Source organism: Gardnerella swidsinskii (assembly GCF_023277705.1).
GTDB classification, from domain to species: domain Bacteria; phylum Actinomycetota; class Actinomycetes; order Actinomycetales; family Bifidobacteriaceae; genus Bifidobacterium; species Bifidobacterium swidsinskii.
Genome location: NZ_CP083176.1, coordinates 64303 through 81307 on the forward strand (window position 1 = coordinate 64303; position 17005 = coordinate 81307).

General features: G+C 38.8%; 17 protein-coding genes. 6 read left to right on the top strand and 11 right to left on the bottom strand.

What is annotated here, in order from left to right; all coding sequences use genetic code 11:
• Positions 1 to 13 precede the first annotated feature (13 nt).
• The 10 genes from purB to K9E37_RS00295 all read right to left on the bottom strand — a co-directional run bounded on the left by purB (position 14) and on the right by K9E37_RS00295 (position 9660).
• A complete protein-coding gene (gene purB, locus K9E37_RS00250) occupies positions 14 to 1456 on the bottom strand; it encodes an adenylosuccinate lyase (RefSeq protein ID WP_248893320.1) in 1443 nt (480 codons plus the stop codon).
• Positions 1457 to 1518: 62 nt separating this feature from the next.
• A complete protein-coding gene (locus K9E37_RS00255) occupies positions 1519 to 3126 on the bottom strand; it encodes an alpha/beta hydrolase (protein ID WP_248893323.1) in 1608 nt (535 codons plus the stop codon).
• 1 nt (position 3127) lies between these two features.
• A complete protein-coding gene (locus tag K9E37_RS00260; RefSeq protein ID WP_041160494.1) occupies positions 3128 to 3316 on the bottom strand; it encodes a hypothetical protein in 189 nt (62 codons plus the stop codon).
• A 110-nt stretch (positions 3317 to 3426) separates the two neighbouring features.
• Positions 3427 to 4017: a DUF6466 family protein gene (locus K9E37_RS00265; protein WP_102155209.1), complete on the bottom strand. Its 591-nt coding sequence runs from the start codon at positions 4015 to 4017 to the stop codon at positions 3427 to 3429.
• Positions 4014 to 5129, bottom strand: coding sequence for a vWA domain-containing protein (locus K9E37_RS00270; protein WP_004111501.1), 1116 nt, complete (start codon positions 5127 to 5129; stop codon positions 4014 to 4016). The genes K9E37_RS00265 and K9E37_RS00270 overlap by 4 nt, the downstream gene beginning before the upstream one ends.
• Positions 5126 to 6262, bottom strand: coding sequence for a vWA domain-containing protein (locus K9E37_RS00275; protein ID WP_116440619.1), 1137 nt, complete (start codon positions 6260 to 6262; stop codon positions 5126 to 5128). The genes K9E37_RS00270 and K9E37_RS00275 overlap by 4 nt, the downstream gene beginning before the upstream one ends.
• Positions 6262 to 6789, bottom strand: a complete 528-nt coding sequence (locus K9E37_RS00280) for a hypothetical protein (protein WP_116994771.1) — start codon at positions 6787 to 6789, stop codon at positions 6262 to 6264. Before K9E37_RS00280 ends, K9E37_RS00275 begins: the two co-directional genes overlap by 1 nt.
• 1 nt (position 6790) lies before the next feature.
• The gene (locus tag K9E37_RS00285; RefSeq protein WP_248893325.1) at positions 6791 to 7732 is read right to left on the bottom strand and encodes a DUF58 domain-containing protein; all 942 of its coding nucleotides are present in this window, start codon (positions 7730 to 7732) and stop codon (positions 6791 to 6793) included.
• Positions 7729 to 8853 carry an AAA family ATPase gene (locus K9E37_RS00290; RefSeq protein WP_033888761.1) on the bottom strand — a complete coding sequence of 375 codons (1125 nt, stop codon included), beginning with the start codon at positions 8851 to 8853 and terminating at the stop codon, positions 7729 to 7731. Before K9E37_RS00290 ends, K9E37_RS00285 begins: the two co-directional genes overlap by 4 nt.
• Positions 8854 to 8943: 90 nt before the next feature.
• Entirely contained in the window at positions 8944 to 9660 is a 717-nt protein-coding gene (locus K9E37_RS00295) for a uracil-DNA glycosylase (protein WP_004106746.1), read from the bottom strand.
• A 127-nt stretch (positions 9661 to 9787) separates the two neighbouring features.
• Here K9E37_RS00295 and K9E37_RS00300 point away from each other — a divergent pair, with 127 nt between their 5' ends.
• Both K9E37_RS00300 and groL read left to right on the top strand, forming a co-directional pair.
• Positions 9788 to 10456, top strand: a complete 669-nt coding sequence (locus K9E37_RS00300; RefSeq protein WP_248893327.1) for a LytR C-terminal domain-containing protein — start codon at positions 9788 to 9790, stop codon at positions 10454 to 10456.
• A gap of 200 nt (positions 10457 to 10656) precedes the next feature.
• The gene (gene groL / locus K9E37_RS00305) at positions 10657 to 12282 is read left to right on the top strand and encodes a chaperonin GroEL (RefSeq protein ID WP_248893329.1); all 1626 of its coding nucleotides are present in this window, start codon (positions 10657 to 10659) and stop codon (positions 12280 to 12282) included.
• A 106-nt stretch (positions 12283 to 12388) separates the two neighbouring features.
• On the opposite strand, the gene K9E37_RS00310 is transcribed toward groL, so the two are convergent.
• Positions 12389 to 12682: a WXG100 family type VII secretion target gene (locus K9E37_RS00310; protein ID WP_004111519.1), complete on the bottom strand. Its 294-nt coding sequence runs from the start codon at positions 12680 to 12682 to the stop codon at positions 12389 to 12391.
• Positions 12683 to 12734: 52 nt separating this feature from the next.
• Here K9E37_RS00310 and K9E37_RS00315 point away from each other — a divergent pair, with 52 nt between their 5' ends.
• From K9E37_RS00315 to K9E37_RS00330, 4 genes are all read left to right on the top strand, one after another.
• Positions 12735 to 13640, top strand: coding sequence for a hypothetical protein (locus tag K9E37_RS00315; RefSeq protein WP_103014019.1), 906 nt, complete (start codon positions 12735 to 12737; stop codon positions 13638 to 13640).
• A 78-nt stretch (positions 13641 to 13718) separates the two neighbouring features.
• The gene (locus tag K9E37_RS00320; protein ID WP_004111521.1) at positions 13719 to 14459 is read left to right on the top strand and encodes a response regulator transcription factor; all 741 of its coding nucleotides are present in this window, start codon (positions 13719 to 13721) and stop codon (positions 14457 to 14459) included.
• Positions 14460 to 14461: 2 nt separating this feature from the next.
• On the top strand, positions 14462 to 16408 hold the full coding sequence (locus K9E37_RS00325) for a sensor histidine kinase (protein ID WP_012914138.1): 1947 nt from the start codon (positions 14462 to 14464) through the stop codon (positions 16406 to 16408).
• Between the two features lie 191 nt (positions 16409 to 16599).
• The gene (locus K9E37_RS00330; protein ID WP_012914139.1) at positions 16600 to 16989 is read left to right on the top strand and encodes a cold-shock protein; all 390 of its coding nucleotides are present in this window, start codon (positions 16600 to 16602) and stop codon (positions 16987 to 16989) included.
• Positions 16990 to 17005 lie beyond the last annotated feature (16 nt).

Consider the following 17005-nt stretch of genomic DNA (forward strand, 5'->3'; position numbering starts at 1 on the left):
CTTTACCGTCTACTTAATCAATAAAGTCCACCAATTGTGAAGCAAATCCAGTGTAAGATTCTGGTGTCATTGCTTGCAAACGAGCTGCAGTATTGGCATCAAAGCTACGAGATTTAATGAATTCTTCTACGTCACTTTGTGAAATATGGTGACCGCGCATTAATTCTTTTACTTGCTCATATGGTCGTTCCATACCAGGTACGCCAGCAATTTCTTCAGCACGCATTGCTGTTTGAATTGGCTCTCCAAGAACTTCCCAATTTTCATCTAATTCTTTTGCCATAAATTCTTTATTAGGATGAATAGACTTCAAACCGCCTAAAAGATTATTCAAAGCAAGAAGAGCATAACCGAAAGCTGAGCCAACATTCCTTTGAGTAGTAGAATCTGTAAGATCACGCTGCCAGCGGCTTTCAGTAAGAGTTGCACATAATGTGTCAAACAGTGAGCAAGAAATCTCAAGATTAGCTTCAGCGTTCTCAAAACGAATAGGATTAACCTTATGAGGCATAGTAGAAGATCCTGTAGCTCCCTTCACAGGAACTTGTACAAAAATACCTCTAGAAATATACATCCATACGTCAACTGCAAGATTATGCAGAATATGGTTTATGTGACTTACAGTGCTATAAAGTTCAGCCTGCCAATCGTGGCTTTCAATTTGAGTCGTTAATGGATTCCATTGAAGACCCATTCTATTTTCAACAAACTCTTGAGATACGCTAATCCAATCAACTTCTGGGAAAGCAGCTAAATGAGCTCCAAAAGTTCCTGTAGCACCATTCAACTTTCCTAAATACTCTTGATTATCAAGATGACGAAGTTGACGACGCAAACGATATGCAAACACTGCCAATTCCTTACCTAAAGTAGTTGGAGTAGCAGGCTGGCCATGAGTTAACGAAAGCATAGATAAATCTCTATATTCGTTAGCATTTTTAACTAAATAATCAACTATCGCTTCTAAATTCGGACGATAAACGTTTAAAACAGCTTGCTTTACGCAACGCGCAATAGAAAGATTATTAATATCTTCACTTGTGCATGAAAAATGTACTAAAGTTTTTAAATTTGAAAGCTCAGTAGCACGACCAAGCTTATTTTCTGCTTCGTCTAACGCATCGTCAATGTAGTATTCAACAGCTTTAACATCGTGATGAGTAATAGCCTCATGCGCAGTATGACGAGCAATTCCTTCAGCATCAAAATTTTCAGGAATAGAACGCAAATATGAGCATTCTTCATCAGTTAAAGGATTAACACCCTTAACAATTGGCTGGAATTGATTAGCTTCATAACCATTTGCGAGAAGAATCATCCACTCAACTTCTACACGCATGCGCTCGCGATTTAACGCAGGTTCGCTTAAATATTCAACGAGTGCGGATGTTTGATTATGATAACGCCCATCGAGAGGAGTCAGAGCTATTGCAGGAGAAATATCGGTAAGCTTCATAGTTTTAAGGTTACATCATGCTGCGAATTAGCTTAATTTTACTCAATAAGAATTTAATTATTTTATTTTTTCATTACTCCTTGCCACAATGTAGTACTTTGCAATTTGCCATTAATAGTATTCTGAAAATGTCGATCTTGCTCGCGCACACTTTTAGATCCGAGTTGAAGAGCATCTTCATAAGCTGCAGTATGGTAATGCAAATCATGAGTTAAAGTTCCTTCTTCTGGAACGTCATTAACGAATATTCCGTCATTATCGAATTTTTTAGTCGAATATTGTTTGCCAGAAAAACGCGTGACTCCAGGAGGTAAAGAACACTTAGATTCTTTAACATGAATTGCATGACCGTGAATAGTCACCCAATTATTTCTACGAGGATTCTCTTTGCCATCTAAAGAAGGCACAATCTCATCGTCCATCTCAATACTAGTAACCCAAGTTTTCTTAGGAATTGGATGATTTGCAATAGGAGATCCAGCAGTAACAACATGCTGTATGTTGTACTGTTTAGAGTAATCGCTTGCAATGCTTGCTGCAACAATACCTCCTTGAGAATGTCCTACTAAAGCAACAGGCTCGTTAGATTTAATTCCAGAACGTTTCATAGCTTCTACAACCATTCGAGTGCTATCAGCTTGTTTTCTAACTAAAGAACTATGACTCATTACTTCTGCGTTTTGTGCCCAACCAAAAGGAGAGTGTGCTTTACCGTCAGTTCCTGGAATTATTACTAACCATGACGAACTGCCATCGCTGCGCCTAAAACGTTGAATTGCAATAGTAGCAGCATCTGGATTAACAAGTGGTGGTCTAACGCCCAAATTTTCGCTTCCAAGTTCCGTTAAATTTTCTAAAGTTTCAAGCAGATTACGTCCAGGTCTAGCAAGAACAGATTCAGGTTTTCTCCACATCTCATTTACTTTAGTGAGAAGTAAATTATTACCTTGCTTTCGATCATTAATAGGCGCGCTTACGAAGCTAAGAGCACTAGAAATAAATGGAATAGCTTGTGATAAATATTTTTGAGCATTGGATAAAAAGTTTAGTGAGGTTTCACGCTCTTTTTTATTTATGGGGCCTTTCGCATTTCCGGCAATAAATATTGGCAAACTTGTAATAGGATTTAAAATAAGGTGCTGCGATAAACCTCGAATAATTCCTTGTTGTATATTCTTAGTTGCGTAGGACCATCTAGCAAGATTTTGGAAACCTGAATGATTTTTATTATCTTGATTAACGGCGAGACCTGCGGAGAATAAAACATGTAAAGCAAAAATAGGGTTTGCAAGAGCCAAGAAAGAAATTTTATTGTCTAACTCGTCTTTTGCACGAAATTCTGCATCTTCATACAAATTATTTGCTCTTGCAATAAGAAAAGCAAGATTTTCTAAATTTTGAGACATTAAATAACATTTATGAGCATATTCATGACATATGCTTTCAGTTAAAAATGATTGCGAAGAATCATGAATATATGCTCCTGATTCTTTTTGTATACCATAATTTTGACCGGCAATAACCATCGCTGCATTAAGCCATAAATTTTTTAGCGTAAGTAATTCTTTAGCAATATTATTGAGTTTTCTGGAAAAACTAATATACGCTTCTCTATCAGCAACGCTAAGCGTCATTCCACCTACAACAGAGGACTTAACTTTCCAAGACATACTATATTCCTCCGCGAATGTTATATAACGCATACGCTTGTGCAGAAATATTTTTCATACTATGACGAAAATGTTCGGCTGCAAGCCCTTGCCAATCTTCTAATTCAGTCGCTGCGGATTCTGCCATAACGCAGCGAGCGCACTCTTGAGTGCGTTGTATAAGCCATTGCCATTCGTAATATGTGTGCATAATCGTTATTACACACGTTTATTAATGAAAAGTCACTAAAAAATATTCAATGTGGTTAAAAGGTTATTAATGCTTATTGCTTCGCTTATAGATAATCGTTGAAGATTTAATTACCAAGGCTTATTGCTGCTTTCATCAGTTTTAGTACGTTTTTCTGTCTTTTCTAAACCTTGCTGGTCTTCTTGATTCTGTGAAGATTGAGAATCCACATGATCGTTCTGTTTTAGCAAGTTTTCAACTTTATTGCGCTGAGCATTGCTCAATTGAGGCTTAGACGAATCTGACTGCTTTTTATCTTTAGAAGAATTGTTAGAATTATCGTTTTTAAAATGATTGTTATGCTTTTTCGGTTTCTGTTGCTTATTAGTATTGTTTTGATTCTGCTTTAATTTTTCTGTTAACTTTCGTGATAATTCAGCATTTTTGTCAATACTATTTCGAAGTTGAGGAAGCAGTATCATTTCTTGAGATTTAGCATCATCAAATTGCGCATCAGTTTGCTGTTGCTGAGTTAAAAGCACATTCTTGTCGCTATCGATACTCTTAGCAGATTTTATGTTAGAAATAAGGCTATCCGTAGCAGTATTATACGCGTATTGTGCTCTCCAATTTACGATAGCAAAATACGCTACGAATATCGCAATAATCAAGAACAAGAATGTAACAATGCGAATAATTGTGCGACTAGACATGTGCTTCATACTAATTTCCTTGAAGTTATAAACCACGACATTAATTCCCAAATTAAAAGTATCGACGCAAATATTGCAAACGGCCAAATAATTGGTTCAGGTCTCAAACGAGGTTTTGCTGTCTCGTTCATTCTCCATTGGTGTGAAAGAATTGGTTTTGCTTCGTCTCCAAATGTTACGTTTAAAGATGAGTGCATATACTTGCCGCTAAGCTCATCGGCAATATTTCGCAAGTTCTTTTCATCAAGCTTTGAAATTCCAGGATTTCCTGTAGCAGGATCAATAACCCATTGATTAGAGGTATTGTCTTCGCTGTAGTCGTCAAGTTGCAGCTGTGTTTTTTCCAAAGGTATTTTAGCTCCTTTAGATGAGCCTATTCCAATAACAAATGCGTTAGTAATATAAGCTCTGAGCGATGAAAATGTGCGGCGCTTTCGTTGTGTTGTTTCCTCACCATCGCTTAAAACATACAAAACTGTTGTATCATCTGGATGAGCATCATGTATAGCTTTTGCAGTAAGCAAAGTTTGATCTATAGGAGCGTCAAGACTAGTTCCAGTAGCTACGCTAGTTGGTTCAGTTCGTAAAGTATTTATCCAATTGTCAACTGCTCTAGCATCAGGCGTTAATGGAACATCGACAGACGTAGAAGCACCAAAAGAAATAGCAGCAAAACTTGAGTTAGCATAGGATTTTGTTATTTGACGAATAATATTCCTTGCTGCATCAATACGCTCAATCTTACTATTTTTTGCATAATCAGCGTCTTTTGCTCTCATTGAACCTGTTATATCTAGAGCAATAATCACGTTTGTTGCATTTACTGCTCTTTGTAAAGTTGAACGCATAATACTTGGAGATAGCACGCAAATTATTAGCATTATGCATATGCCAATACGTCTTAATCTCATGCAAAAAGTTTCATCACTTGATCCTGGTTTCCTACGTATAGGCACAATTTCAAAAAACATTGCTGCCAACAAAACTAATATTGCAATAATCGCAATAATCCAGCCATATGATGGAGAAAAAACCAACTGACCTGCTTGAGAAGTGTCAGAAGCTTCAATTTTAGCGTGTGCAAACAGTAGGGTAGTAGCAGAAAATAGTGTTGTTGTCATCGCTTCATCCTCTTTGCAATAGCTAACCAAATCACAACGCTAAACACAGTAAGCAAAACCCAAAGACCAGGATCGTCGCTAAATGCAGACTGAGCAGTGCCTTGAGGAATTGCAGTATGTCTTTTTTCAATTTCTTTTACTAAATTAATAACAGAATCAGAATTGCGTTGAGAAAGGAAAATTCCACCATGAGATTCAATAAGCTGTTTCATTTCTAACGTAGCATCATCATTCTCATTCTGTTTTGCGCCGGAATATAACCCGTCGACAGTAATTTTAGCTTGCTTTGTTAAATCTAAAGCTTGCTTTAATGAGTAAGTTTGTTTTCCAGAAACAACATTATCTGTAGCAAGAACAATGGAAGCACTTCTATTAAAACGGCTTTGTATTTTATGGTTATTATGAGCAGAACCATAAATAAAACCTGGAAGCATTGCTGCGCAACTAACTAAACCGTCTCCAATAAGAGATGTTGCGTTTTTGCGATTTTGAGTTCCTTCAAGCCAGTCAGAAATTTCCTGATATTGGCGTTGTTGTAAACGATTAATACGACTTTGCGATTGAACTCCGCCAAGCAAATTTGCAGCATATTGCAATTGTTTTTTAGCTAGTCGATAATCGTCAGTCAGTGGAAAAACTGTTCTAGATGTGGAGTTAAAAATGCTTAATCCAATGCGTTCACCCTGAAAATGCTCAATAAAATTAAGATACGCTTGAATTACTTCGCGATCATATGGTAAAGCAGAACCTGAAACGTCTAAGCATAAAACAATGTCTCTAGAACTAACTTGCTCGTTCGCATTAAACACTCGGGCTGGTCTAGAAGCAACAGCAAGCGAACTGCATAAAGATACTACCAATGCAGCCGCAGCAAACCTTCTAAACATTCGCCACATATACCATGAATGACTAGTAGTAGTTCCTTGTAGATCATTGTCAAAAGTAAAAGTATAGAATTTTCGCGTAATATTACTAGTTTGACTCTTATACTTCTTTTTTAAAATATTGCTACGAATGGAATCTAAAATTAGTAAGATAGCAAAAATTGCTACAGAAATAACAACGCCTGCAACAAAAAGCAAAGGCCATTGCCATCTCCATGGCCATATGTATTCCCAAACATTATTACTCATCAACGTTTGTCCTTCGTTTGCCAGCCTTCAAGCAATACTAAAACCCATTCAGCAGCCTGCTCAACAGTAGTATTTCGCGCTTGCTCGTTTGCTTTGCGATCAGCAAATTCTGGAGGATACAAAGCAGATATTGTTTGGCGTAACATATCAGCACCTTTTTTATTGCGCCATTTCAAACGCAAAGAAGCCAATTCTCCCAAAGTGTGAGTTTGAATATCTTCACCGCTCATCTTCGAAACATATAATCTAGCAATAGAAGCCAATTCTGCACAAGCCTGATCTTTAGTAAGTTCATTGTTATGATACTTCTCAACAATCGCATCAATATCTTTACGCCAAGCTTGTTTGTCTACATTATGAACGTGAACTGCTTCTGTAGAATTGCTACTTTCAGTTAATTTTTTTGGCTTTTTAAAAGAAAAATATAAAACCGCAAAAGCAATAAAGATAACAACAAACGATGCAGAAAGTAGTATTAAAAAAAGCGTTTCATCATGTAAGGGCTTTTGAATATCTTCCAGGCTCATTCTATTCAACCTCCTTGTTAAATGAGTCAGCAAGATAATTTGTACGGCTCACTTTTTGTGCAGAAATATGGAACACTTCTTCACTTGAAGAACCATGAATTATTGAAGATTGAACACCAAGCAGCATATCGTATAAAGCGTTTATTCTAATATTTCTACGAGCTTCGACTTCATTTTTATTTGATTCTTTTTTCAAAAACGCCGGTACTTTACGTAAAGTAATTCCATCAAATATTTGCAAATCAATTGCAGAATCAAAAGGATTAATAGGAGAGACAACAATAACTACAAGCTTATGATTTTGCGTAATTTTACGCAAAGATTCAGAGTTATGAGCTTGTAATGCATACTCATCAGTTATTAAAACTACCAGACCATTATTGTCAATATTTTTTAGTAACGAAGTAAGCAACGCATCAATGTCTCTGGTATTCCTACGAGTATTAAGCAACGTATAATCTAGATTTCGCTCAAAATCAGAAAGATTACTAGCAGAATGAACATTGATAACGTTTTTTCCATCTGCACACAACAAAGAAACAGCATCATGACGTTTTAAACTCAAAGATGCAAAAAAGCATGCAGAGTTAGACGCAACTTCATACAGAGATTCTCCAGAAACACAAGCTCCATTCATATTGATGCTTGTATCTAAAGCAATCCAAGTATGAGAAGACGAAGTACGCTCTCTAGAAGACACCATAGGTTGTCCAGTTCGAGCACTCGCAGACCAATTCATCATGCGAGCTTCATCTCCTGGCTGCCACGCGTGTATGTCAATAACATCACCTGTGCCAAAACGTCTGTGCGAAGGATGGTCTCCCTCTAATAAGCCTAAAGCTTTACGCGCAATAGGCAAATCAATTCGCTGATCCAAAAGCTCAATTTTGCGACGCACGGCTTTAGCAGGTTCAGATAATACTAACCGCTTCGTACGCATCATGGCACAGGAACCGTCTTAACTAATGCATCAATTACTTGATCTGTAGTAATAGAATCAGCTAAAGCTTCAAAAGTTAAAAGTATGCGATGCCTTAACACTTCATGCGCAAACAATTTAATATCTTCAGGTATCACATAATCGCGTCCAGAAAGTAAAGCGTGAGCTTGAGCAATACGAATAAGTGCAATTGATGCACGCGGGCTAGCTCCCATACGAACCAATGAATTAATTGTAGGAAGTGGATGCGTACCTTCACCGCGAGAAGTTGCAACAAAATCAACTACATATTTCATAACTGCTTCAGAAACGTGTATGCGACGCGCTGCAGTACGCATAAAAACAACATCTTGCAAACTTATGCGTTGAGTATTTAGCTTTGAAGGATCAACGACATCCAATCCGCGTTGAGTAAGTAATTGCAGCATACGAACTTCCTCTTCAGGATTAGGGTAAGTCATAACTGCCTTTACCATAAAACGATCCATTTGGGCTTCTGGAAGATTAAATGTTCCTTCTTCCTCAATTGGATTTTGCGTAGCAATAACCATAAATGGTTGAGGCAGAGGAATTCTTTCGCCTCCAATAGTTGTTGCTCCTTCTGCCATAGCTTCAAGCATTGCAGATTGAGTTTTTGCATTTGAGCGATTAATCTCATCCAACAAAATAACATTTGCATGGATAGGACCAATTTGCGTAGTAAAATGTTGAGAAGCAAAATCAAAAACTTGAGTACCAACTAAATCTGCTGGCATTAAATCCGGAGTACACTGCACACGACGGAAACTACCTGACATAGCTGTTGCAAGAGTTTGAGCAGCAGTAGTTTTTGCGAGACCTGGTACTGATTCAATAAGAATGTGTCCGCCTGCAATAAGAGTAAGAATAAGAGACTCTCGTAAAGCGTCTTGACCGACTAAAGTTTGTGCAAAACGTGCGCGCAAAATATTTGCAATTTGCTGACAACGACGTATGTCATCACTCGAAATAGTTGCAGTGACTTGCGCACTTGCATTAGAAACAGCAGACGGTTGAGGTACAGCTGATCCAATGCCAAGCTTAGAAGCAATTGAAGTTTTATCGGTTAACGGTTTCTTCTGTGGTTGCGGTGGAAATAATGCCATAAGAGACATTTTAACCGATATGCAGTACTGACATGTTCAAAAATGGCATTTTTATTGTCTTTATAAGATAATTTGCAATATTTAAGACAATTAGATTTCTTGAGAATCTAGGGACCAATTAATTGGCGAAACTCCCATATTAATTAAGGCCTGATTAGCTCTTGAAAATGGATGCGATCCAAAGAATCCTCGCATTGCAGAAAGAGGACTTGGGTGCGCTGAAGTAATAAGAGTTGCATTCGTCAGCAAAGGAGCCAAACTTTGCGCATTACGACCCCATAAAATAGCTACAAGCGGCAATGGATTACCATTGCAATCAGTTCTATTGTTTAATGCTCGAATAGCTGCATCGGTTACAGGCTCCCAACCTTTTCCTTGGTGGCTATTTGCCTTACCGGCCTCAACAGTTAAACATCTGTTAAGAAGCATCACACCCTGCCTGGTCCACGGTGTTAGATCTCCACTTTTTGGAGTTTCTACACCTAAATCGTTTACTAATTCTTTATAAATGTTTATGAGACTTTTTGGCAGTGGGCGCACTTTTGCAGCTGTGCAAAAACTTAAGCCTACTGGATGGCCCGGCGTTGGATATGGATCCTGGCCAACAATTAAAACTTTAATGCTTTTTAGTGGAATAGAAAAAGCACGCAAAATGTTGTGGCTAGCAGGAAGAATATGATGTCCGCTTTCTATCTGCTCTCGCAAAAATACTCCCATTGCGCGTATTTGTGGCTCAACTGGCTTTAATGCTTCAGCCCAATCAGGATCCATTAGCTCGTTTAAAGGTTTAATATTTTGAGGATTCATATTGCTACTGTATGTCAAGGCATACCATAAAAGGAAATCAATCAAATTTTCTAAATTTGTGCTTTGTGCTAAGCATTAGATAGTATAGATTCATTATTGTTTAAATGATTTTATAAGGAGTGCAATTATGGCGCGAAATAATCAGAACGTGTCGTATACGCCTGATGCTTTTGATGAGCCACCAGAGGGACCGATTGGAGTTCATCGTGGAAATCCTGCGTGGTATGCCGTAATACTTCCTTATTTTGCTGCATTAATTGTTGCAGCGGTTGTTGGTGTTTTGGTTTGGGCTATCGCTTCTGGCGAAATCTCACATCTTCCGTTGCCTTGGAATCATCAGCAACAATCATCTCAATCAGCATCGTCTTCTAAGACTTCTGAAAACAAAAAGTCAGTTAAAAGCGACGAAGATAAATCTTCTGAAGGCGAAGATGACGACGATAATAAATCTGAAGAAAATAAATCAGATAGGAAAGATGCTGGTGACTCTAAGGATAATTCAGCAAATGATTCTAAGACGCAAACTTCACTAGATAAATCAGTTGCTGTGAAAGTTCTTAACGCAACCAAGATAAGCGGTCATGCTGCTGCTGGCGCAGATAAGTTAAAGCAAGCGGGATACGCAAATGTGACAGCTGGAAATCCAACTGGTAAAGTCCCAGGCGAGTCTGTTGTTTGGTATAAAGACGATTCACAAAAAGCTGCAGCTGAAGATATTGCAAAGACTTTAGGTATTAGTGCTGTCGAAAATGAAAAACAAATCGTTTCTCCGATTGTAGTTGTGCTTTGCAGGTAATATTTTTCGCATAAAAATAACCGGCTAGAATTATTTTCTAACCGGTTTTTATGTATAAACGCCAAAAAAGTTGGCACTCGGGTACATAGAGTGCTAATCTTCAAATTAGCACTCAAGCCTTGAGAGTGATAATAAGCAGCTGACGGCTTATTGCTCAAGATTGCAGTGAAAAGTTCATAAATAACGTATGTGGAGGAACTATGGCAAAGATTATTGCCTACCAGGAAGACGCCCGTCAGGGTATGCTCGCCGGTTTGGATAAGCTTGCAGACACTGTTAAAGTTACACTTGGTCCAAAGGGTCGCAACGTTGTATTAGATAAGACTTACGGTGCACCAACTATCACAAATGATGGCGTTTCTATCGCTAAGGAAATCGATCTTGAAGATCCATACGAGCGTATTGGCGCCGAACTTGTTAAGGAAGTAGCTAAGAAGACTGATGATGTTGCAGGCGACGGTACTACAACTGCTACTGTTTTGGCACAGTCTTTGGTGCATGAAGGTTTGAAGAATGTTGTTGCAGGAAGCAACCCAATCGCTCTTCGCCGCGGCATCGAAAAGGCTGCTGAAGCAATCGTCAAGGAATTGCTTGCTTCTGCAAAGGATGTTGAGACCAAGGAACAGATTGCTGCTACTGCTACGATTTCTGCAGCTGATTCTGAAGTTGGCGAAAAGATCGCTGAAGCTTTGGATAAGGTCGGTCAGGATGGTGTTGTCACAGTTGAAGACAACAACAAGTTTGGTCTTGACTTGGACTTCACTGAAGGTATGCGCTTTGATAAGGGCTATATTTCCCCTTACTTCGTCACTAACGCTGACGATCAAACTGCTGTTCTTGAAGATCCATACATTTTGCTCACTTCTGGCAAGGTTTCAAGCCAGCAGGATATTGTCCACATCGCTGAGCTTGTTATGAAGTCTGGCAAGCCATTGCTTATTATTGCTGAAGATGTTGATGGTGAAGCATTGCCAACACTTGTTTTGAACAAGATTCGTGGCACTTTCAACACTGTTGCTGTTAAGGCTCCAGGATTCGGCGATCGTCGTAAGGCTATGCTCCAAGATATGGCTATTTTGACCGGTGCACAGGTTGTTTCTGACGACCTTGGCTTAAAGCTCGATTCTATCGACGCTTCTGTGTTTGGTCACGCAGCTAAGGTTATTGTTTCTAAGGATGAAACAACTATCGTTTCTGGTGCTGGATCTAAGGAAGATGTTGATGCTCGCGTGGCTCAGATTCGCGCAGAAATCGAGAACACTGATTCCGATTACGATCGCGAAAAGCTTCAGGAGCGTCTTGCTAAGCTTGCTGGCGGCGTTGCTGTTATTAAGGTTGGCGCTGCTACTGAAGTTGAAGCTAAGGAGCGTAAGCATCGTATTGAAGATGCAGTTCGTAACGCTAAGGCTGCTATTGAGGAAGGTTTGCTTCCAGGCGGTGGCGTAGCTTTGGTTCAGGCTGCTGCAAAGATTGAAAAGTCTCAAGCAATCACAGAGCTTAAGGGCGAAGAAGCGACGGGTGCTGCAATCGTGTTCCGCGCTGTAGAAGCTCCAATCAAGCAGATTGCTCAGAACTCTGGCGTTTCTGGAGATGTTGTGCTCAACAAGGTGCGTGAGCTTCCAGAAGGCGAAGGCTTCAACGCTGCAACCAACACTTACGAAGATTTGATGGCTGCTGGCGTTACTGACCCAGTTAAGGTAACTCGTTCTGCTCTACAGAACGCTGCTTCTATTGCAGGTTTGTTCTTAACCACTGAAGCTGTGGTTGCTAACAAGCCAGAAAAACCAGCTTCAGCACCACAAGCTGGTGCCGACATGGGCTACTAAATTAAAAGTTGTAAAAATTTTATAGCTGAATAGCTCATAGTAAATGGCGGTATGCTCACAAGTAAAGTATACCGCCATTTATATTTCATTAGATTATTCAGACTATTCAGCCCATTCCAAATAGGGAAGTAGCTTGAGCTTCCGCATCAAGATACACTCCTGACGCATGTTGCATAGCTTGCTGAATTGCTTCTAATGATTGTTCCATTTGTTGTTGCGCCGCTCGCCACTGCTGAGCGGTCGACGCAAATTGTGTAGCCGCCGATCCAGTCCACACGCTCTGCAATTGCTGTAAATTGGTATACATCCCGTTGACTGCATCTCTAATTGCACTAACCGAGGTTCCAACGGCTGCCGCAGCCTGCTGAATTTGCTCTGAATCAACTCGAAATTGTGCCATATTTCCCCTCCATTTGTTTTGCGTCTAAATAAACGCTTTTTTATAAATTATTTTGCGAAACATTCCAAATAAATTAAGCAAAGATTTTTATAATGCTACTTTTACTTGTGTGATGTCACGCTATTATGAATATATGCCATCAAAAAACTACGAAAAAGATTTATGCACCAATGTGGTTAAAAGCTTAGCTTGCATGCGTATTGCAAATTTTAACTACCAGCATTCTTATTCAAAACTATTTTTAGCTAAACGCGTATTGCTTTTATTAATGGCATTTTTATTTAGTTTTTCTTTTATTCTTCCAACTCTTCCAATAAATTCGCTCATATTTTCACCTTTAAATAGAGTAAATACAATTAATGCATATGCTGAAAGTAATGAGCAAAATTCTGGAATAGTTGCAACAGACTCAATAACAGACACAGAAAATTTGCTTGGGGATTCTGTCAGTAAAGTTGCTGACATGATTGAGACAACAAAAAAGCGTACAGGAGTAAATGTTAGGCTCTTATATTTGTCTACTTTTGGAAATACAAAAAATCCATCAAAATGGGCTAGTGATTTGTTGATTAGTACGCTTCCAGCTAAAAATACTGTGCTGCTTGCAGTAGCAACTCATGATGGAAGATTAGTTGTAGCTGTTTCGCCTAATTCCGATGAATGGCTCAAAAATAAAAATACTGTAGACTCGTTATCCGATGCAGCTTATAAGCCATTAGTAAGCACAACTGGAACGCATTGGGATCAATCTGCAATAATGATGATGAAACAAATAATGCGTGCAAAACGTACGTCAACAACTTCTTCTGCAAGTCTTATTTCTACAATTATTATGCTATTAATATTGTTGGCATTATTCTCAATAGTCGCGATTATTCTGTTTAGAAAGAATCGCATACAACGTCAAATACTTGCTGGTATTAGAAAAGCTCGTAGAAGGCACGCTCGTCACAGGTAGACAAAAATATTCGATAACTTGTTTTATTTTCAGCAATTATTCAGGAAACATTCAGCTTGATAAGTGATGCTAATCAATATGAGTAAGAACGTTGAAGCATCTATTGTCGTGGTCGATGACGAGCCATCAATCCGTGAACTTTTGGTAGCATCTTTGCATTTTGCTGGGTTTGAAGTAGAAACTGCTGCATCCGGCTCAGAAGCTGTTGAAGTAATTGAACGAGTAAATCCAAATCTTATCGTTATGGATGTTATGCTCCCAGATATTGATGGTTTTACTGTTACGAGGCGTATTCGTCAAAATGGAATTAAAGTTCCTGTATTGTTCCTAACTGCAAGAGACGATACACAAGATAAAATTATGGGTCTAACCGTTGGTGGAGATGACTACGTTACAAAGCCATTCAGCTTGGAAGAAGTAGTGGCAAGAATACGAGCAATTCTTCGCAGAACACAAGAACCTGATGAAGAAACTCATATTATAAAAGTTGCGGATCTTGAGATTAACGAGGATTCTCATGACGTAACTCGATGTGGCGTGCCAATCGAACTTAGCCCAACTGAATACAAACTACTTCATTATCTTATGGACAATGAAGGTCGAGTTCTGTCAAAAAGCCAGATTTTGAATCACGTATGGCAGTACGATTGGGGCGGAGACGCAGCAATCGTTGAATCTTATATTTCTTATTTAAGAAAGAAGATTGATGGCATTGAAATTACTGATGATTCAGGAAAACAGCAAAAAGTAGTTCCTCTTATTGAAACTAAACGTGGCATCGGTTATATGATTCGAGAGCCTAAGGCAGGTCAAGCCTGATCATGCAATCTAGTAATAATAACTACAATAACGCTGAATCAACTATTAGCAACAGCACAAATAATAACTCTAAAGATGATTCAGATGTTAGAACTGCTGGAAAAAGTGTTGCGATAGAGCTAAGTGAAAATAACAAAAAAAACAAAAAGCCTCGTAAAACCTGCTGGCTACGTCGTCGCATAAATGCAATACCACTGAGTACGCGTTTAGTTGCATGTACTCTCGCTATTTTAACTGTAGCCGCTTTTTGCATATCACTATCAATTCAGCAGCTCGTAGGAAATTATTTGCTAGAAAAAACTGATGTACAATTAGCAAGTCAAGCGCAATTTGTTTATGACAATGTTGATTCATTGCGCATGAAAAACTCAAATCAATCTTCAGTAGGTCCAAATAATTACTTTATGCAAGTTAGAGATACGCATAATAAAATTATTTCTACTCCATTAATACCAATTAAAGGATCGGTTGTTTCGGTTCCTAAACTTCCTGCAGACGGTTTTGATAGTAAAAAAATTGTTACCCACAAGCCTTACACAGCACCTGCAATCGTCAAGGGGAATACTAATAAAGTCGATGCAATCACTAAAAAGGCTGCAACAGCTCCATGGAGAGTTTTAGTATTAACGTGGGGTCAAAAAAATAGCTATAATTCAGAGTTAAGTGTTAGCGGTTATGTCTATATTGCTTTATCTCTTAGCGATCAAATTGATACCGTTAGCACACTTACTCGTTACTGTATAATGGTGAGTATTGCAGTTATTTTGTTTGGAGCAGTATTTTCAGCAATTATTATTCAATCAGCTTTAAGACCGTTAAAACGAATTGAAAAAACAGCTTCAAAAATTGCTTCTGGAGATTTAAGCAAACGAGTTCCATCTGCTCCTGAAAATACTGAGGTTGGATCTTTAGCAGCTTCTCTTAACTCTATGCTTGCTCGTATTGAAAGAGGATTTAATGAGCAAGAAGATATGACAGAAAAAATGAAGCGATTCGTTTCAGATGCAAGTCATGAATTACGTACTCCATTAGCTGCAATTCATGGATATGCTGAGTTATATACAATGTGGCGCAACATGCCAGGAGAGCAGGAGAGAGCAGATGACTCTATTGCCCACATTAAGGCTTCTAGCGAGAGAATGACTGAACTAGTAGAAGATTTGCTTTCTTTGGCGCGTTTTGATGAGGGTCGTGGAATTAATATTTCACAGCAAGTTAGCTTATCTCCAATACTTTCTGACGCGGCTAATGATCTACATGCTCTTGATCCTGCTAGATCCGTTCAACAAGGCTATTTAACTATTTCGGATGAGTGGAAGCTTATGAGTTGCACAAATTGCGATTTTGAGCGTAAGCTCCAATTCCATGTTGGTACACTTCCAACTGTTACGCTACTCGGTGATGGTGCTAGATTACGCCAAGTAATGACAAATATCGTAGGAAATATTCATAGATACACCCCTGTTGATTCTCCTGTAGAAATTGCAGTAGGAGTTATGAAGGCGTCTATAACTCCAAATGAATTATCTAAATTACCTTCTGTAAAAGAATCACTGAAGGAGTTTTTGGAAGCAGCGGAAGTCAGCCAATCTACTGATACGGGTCATAAGTATGCTGTAATTCGAGTTGTTGACCATGGCCCTGGAGTTCCAGAAGAATCATTGTCTAGAATTTTCGAGCGTTTCTATATTGCTGACCCATCAAGAGCTAGAGAAAAAGGTGGAACTGGCTTGGGTATGGCAATTGCGCAATCTGTAGTAAAAGCACATCATGGTTTTATTTGCGCAACTATATCTTCTCCACTAGAAGCATCGACCAATTCTAAAACTAATCTTGATGACACTATGGATGGGTCTGAGCAAATAGATGTTAAAGCTCATGGCCTAACTCTTACTGTAGTTCTGCCAGTTAATGAAATCGATGAGCCTTCTAAAATTGTTAGCGATTAAAATATTGGCATTAGCAACACTTGCGTAGGTTAAAAAAATTTTATTGCCCGCGTGTATGCGCTACAATGTAATAAGGAAACAAGTAATAACAATATTTGGTACACTATCTATAAACCTATCGCATATGCTGATACTTTATGCCTTGTGCACTTCAGCGTGCGAAATGAGAATTATTTGGAGTGAGGTGTGTTATGCCCAATGGGCGCGTGCGTTGGTACGATACGCAGAAGGGGTACGGCTTTATTGTTGGAGATGATGGTAAGGATGTTTTCTTGCCAGCAGCAGCATTGCCAGTTACTGTAAAAAGTTTACACAAGGGTACACGAGTTGAGTTTTCTGTAATTGAAGGTCGCAAAGGACCACAGGCTATGGGCTTGAATGTTATTGCAACAGCACCATCGCTTGTAAAGGCTACTCGTCCTAAAGCCGAAGATATGGCAGCTATTGTAGAAGATCTTATTAAGCTTCTTGATTCTGCTGGTAATGGTTTGCGTCGACGTCATTACCCATCAACTGCTGAAAGCAAAAAACTTGCTACATTGTTGCGTGCAGTGGCAGATAATTTTGACGTTCAGGAATAGTGTCTGGAATATTATT

Bases quoted from the DNA above. Each gene is read 5' to 3' on its own strand.
- purB (WP_248893320.1), bottom strand. From the start codon at position 1,456: ATGAAGCTTACCGATATTTCTCCTGCAATAGCTCTGACTCCTCTCGAT.
- K9E37_RS00255 (WP_248893323.1), bottom strand. From the start codon at position 3,126: ATGTCTTGGAAAGTTAAGTCCTCTGTTGTAGGTGGAATGACGCTTAGC.
- K9E37_RS00260 (WP_041160494.1), bottom strand. From the start codon at position 3,316: ATGCACACATATTACGAATGGCAATGGCTTATACAACGCACTCAAGAG.
- K9E37_RS00265 (WP_102155209.1), bottom strand. From the start codon at position 4,017: ATGAAGCACATGTCTAGTCGCACAATTATTCGCATTGTTACATTCTTG.
- K9E37_RS00270 (WP_004111501.1), bottom strand. From the start codon at position 5,129: ATGACAACAACACTATTTTCTGCTACTACCCTACTGTTTGCACACGCT.
- K9E37_RS00275 (WP_116440619.1), bottom strand. From the start codon at position 6,262: ATGAGTAATAATGTTTGGGAATACATATGGCCATGGAGATGGCAATGG.
- K9E37_RS00280 (WP_116994771.1), bottom strand. From the start codon at position 6,789: ATGAGCCTGGAAGATATTCAAAAGCCCTTACATGATGAAACGCTTTTT.
- K9E37_RS00285 (WP_248893325.1), bottom strand. From the start codon at position 7,732: ATGATGCGTACGAAGCGGTTAGTATTATCTGAACCTGCTAAAGCCGTG.
- K9E37_RS00290 (WP_033888761.1), bottom strand. From the start codon at position 8,853: ATGGCATTATTTCCACCGCAACCACAGAAGAAACCGTTAACCGATAAA.
- K9E37_RS00295 (WP_004106746.1), bottom strand. From the start codon at position 9,660: ATGAATCCTCAAAATATTAAACCTTTAAACGAGCTAATGGATCCTGAT.
- K9E37_RS00300 (WP_248893327.1), top strand. From the start codon at position 9,788: ATGGCGCGAAATAATCAGAACGTGTCGTATACGCCTGATGCTTTTGAT.
- groL (WP_248893329.1), top strand. From the start codon at position 10,657: ATGGCAAAGATTATTGCCTACCAGGAAGACGCCCGTCAGGGTATGCTC.
- K9E37_RS00310 (WP_004111519.1), bottom strand. From the start codon at position 12,682: ATGGCACAATTTCGAGTTGATTCAGAGCAAATTCAGCAGGCTGCGGCA.
- K9E37_RS00320 (WP_004111521.1), top strand. From the start codon at position 13,719: ATGAGTAAGAACGTTGAAGCATCTATTGTCGTGGTCGATGACGAGCCA.
- K9E37_RS00325 (WP_012914138.1), top strand. From the start codon at position 14,462: ATGCAATCTAGTAATAATAACTACAATAACGCTGAATCAACTATTAGC.
- K9E37_RS00330 (WP_012914139.1), top strand. From the start codon at position 16,600: ATGCCCAATGGGCGCGTGCGTTGGTACGATACGCAGAAGGGGTACGGC.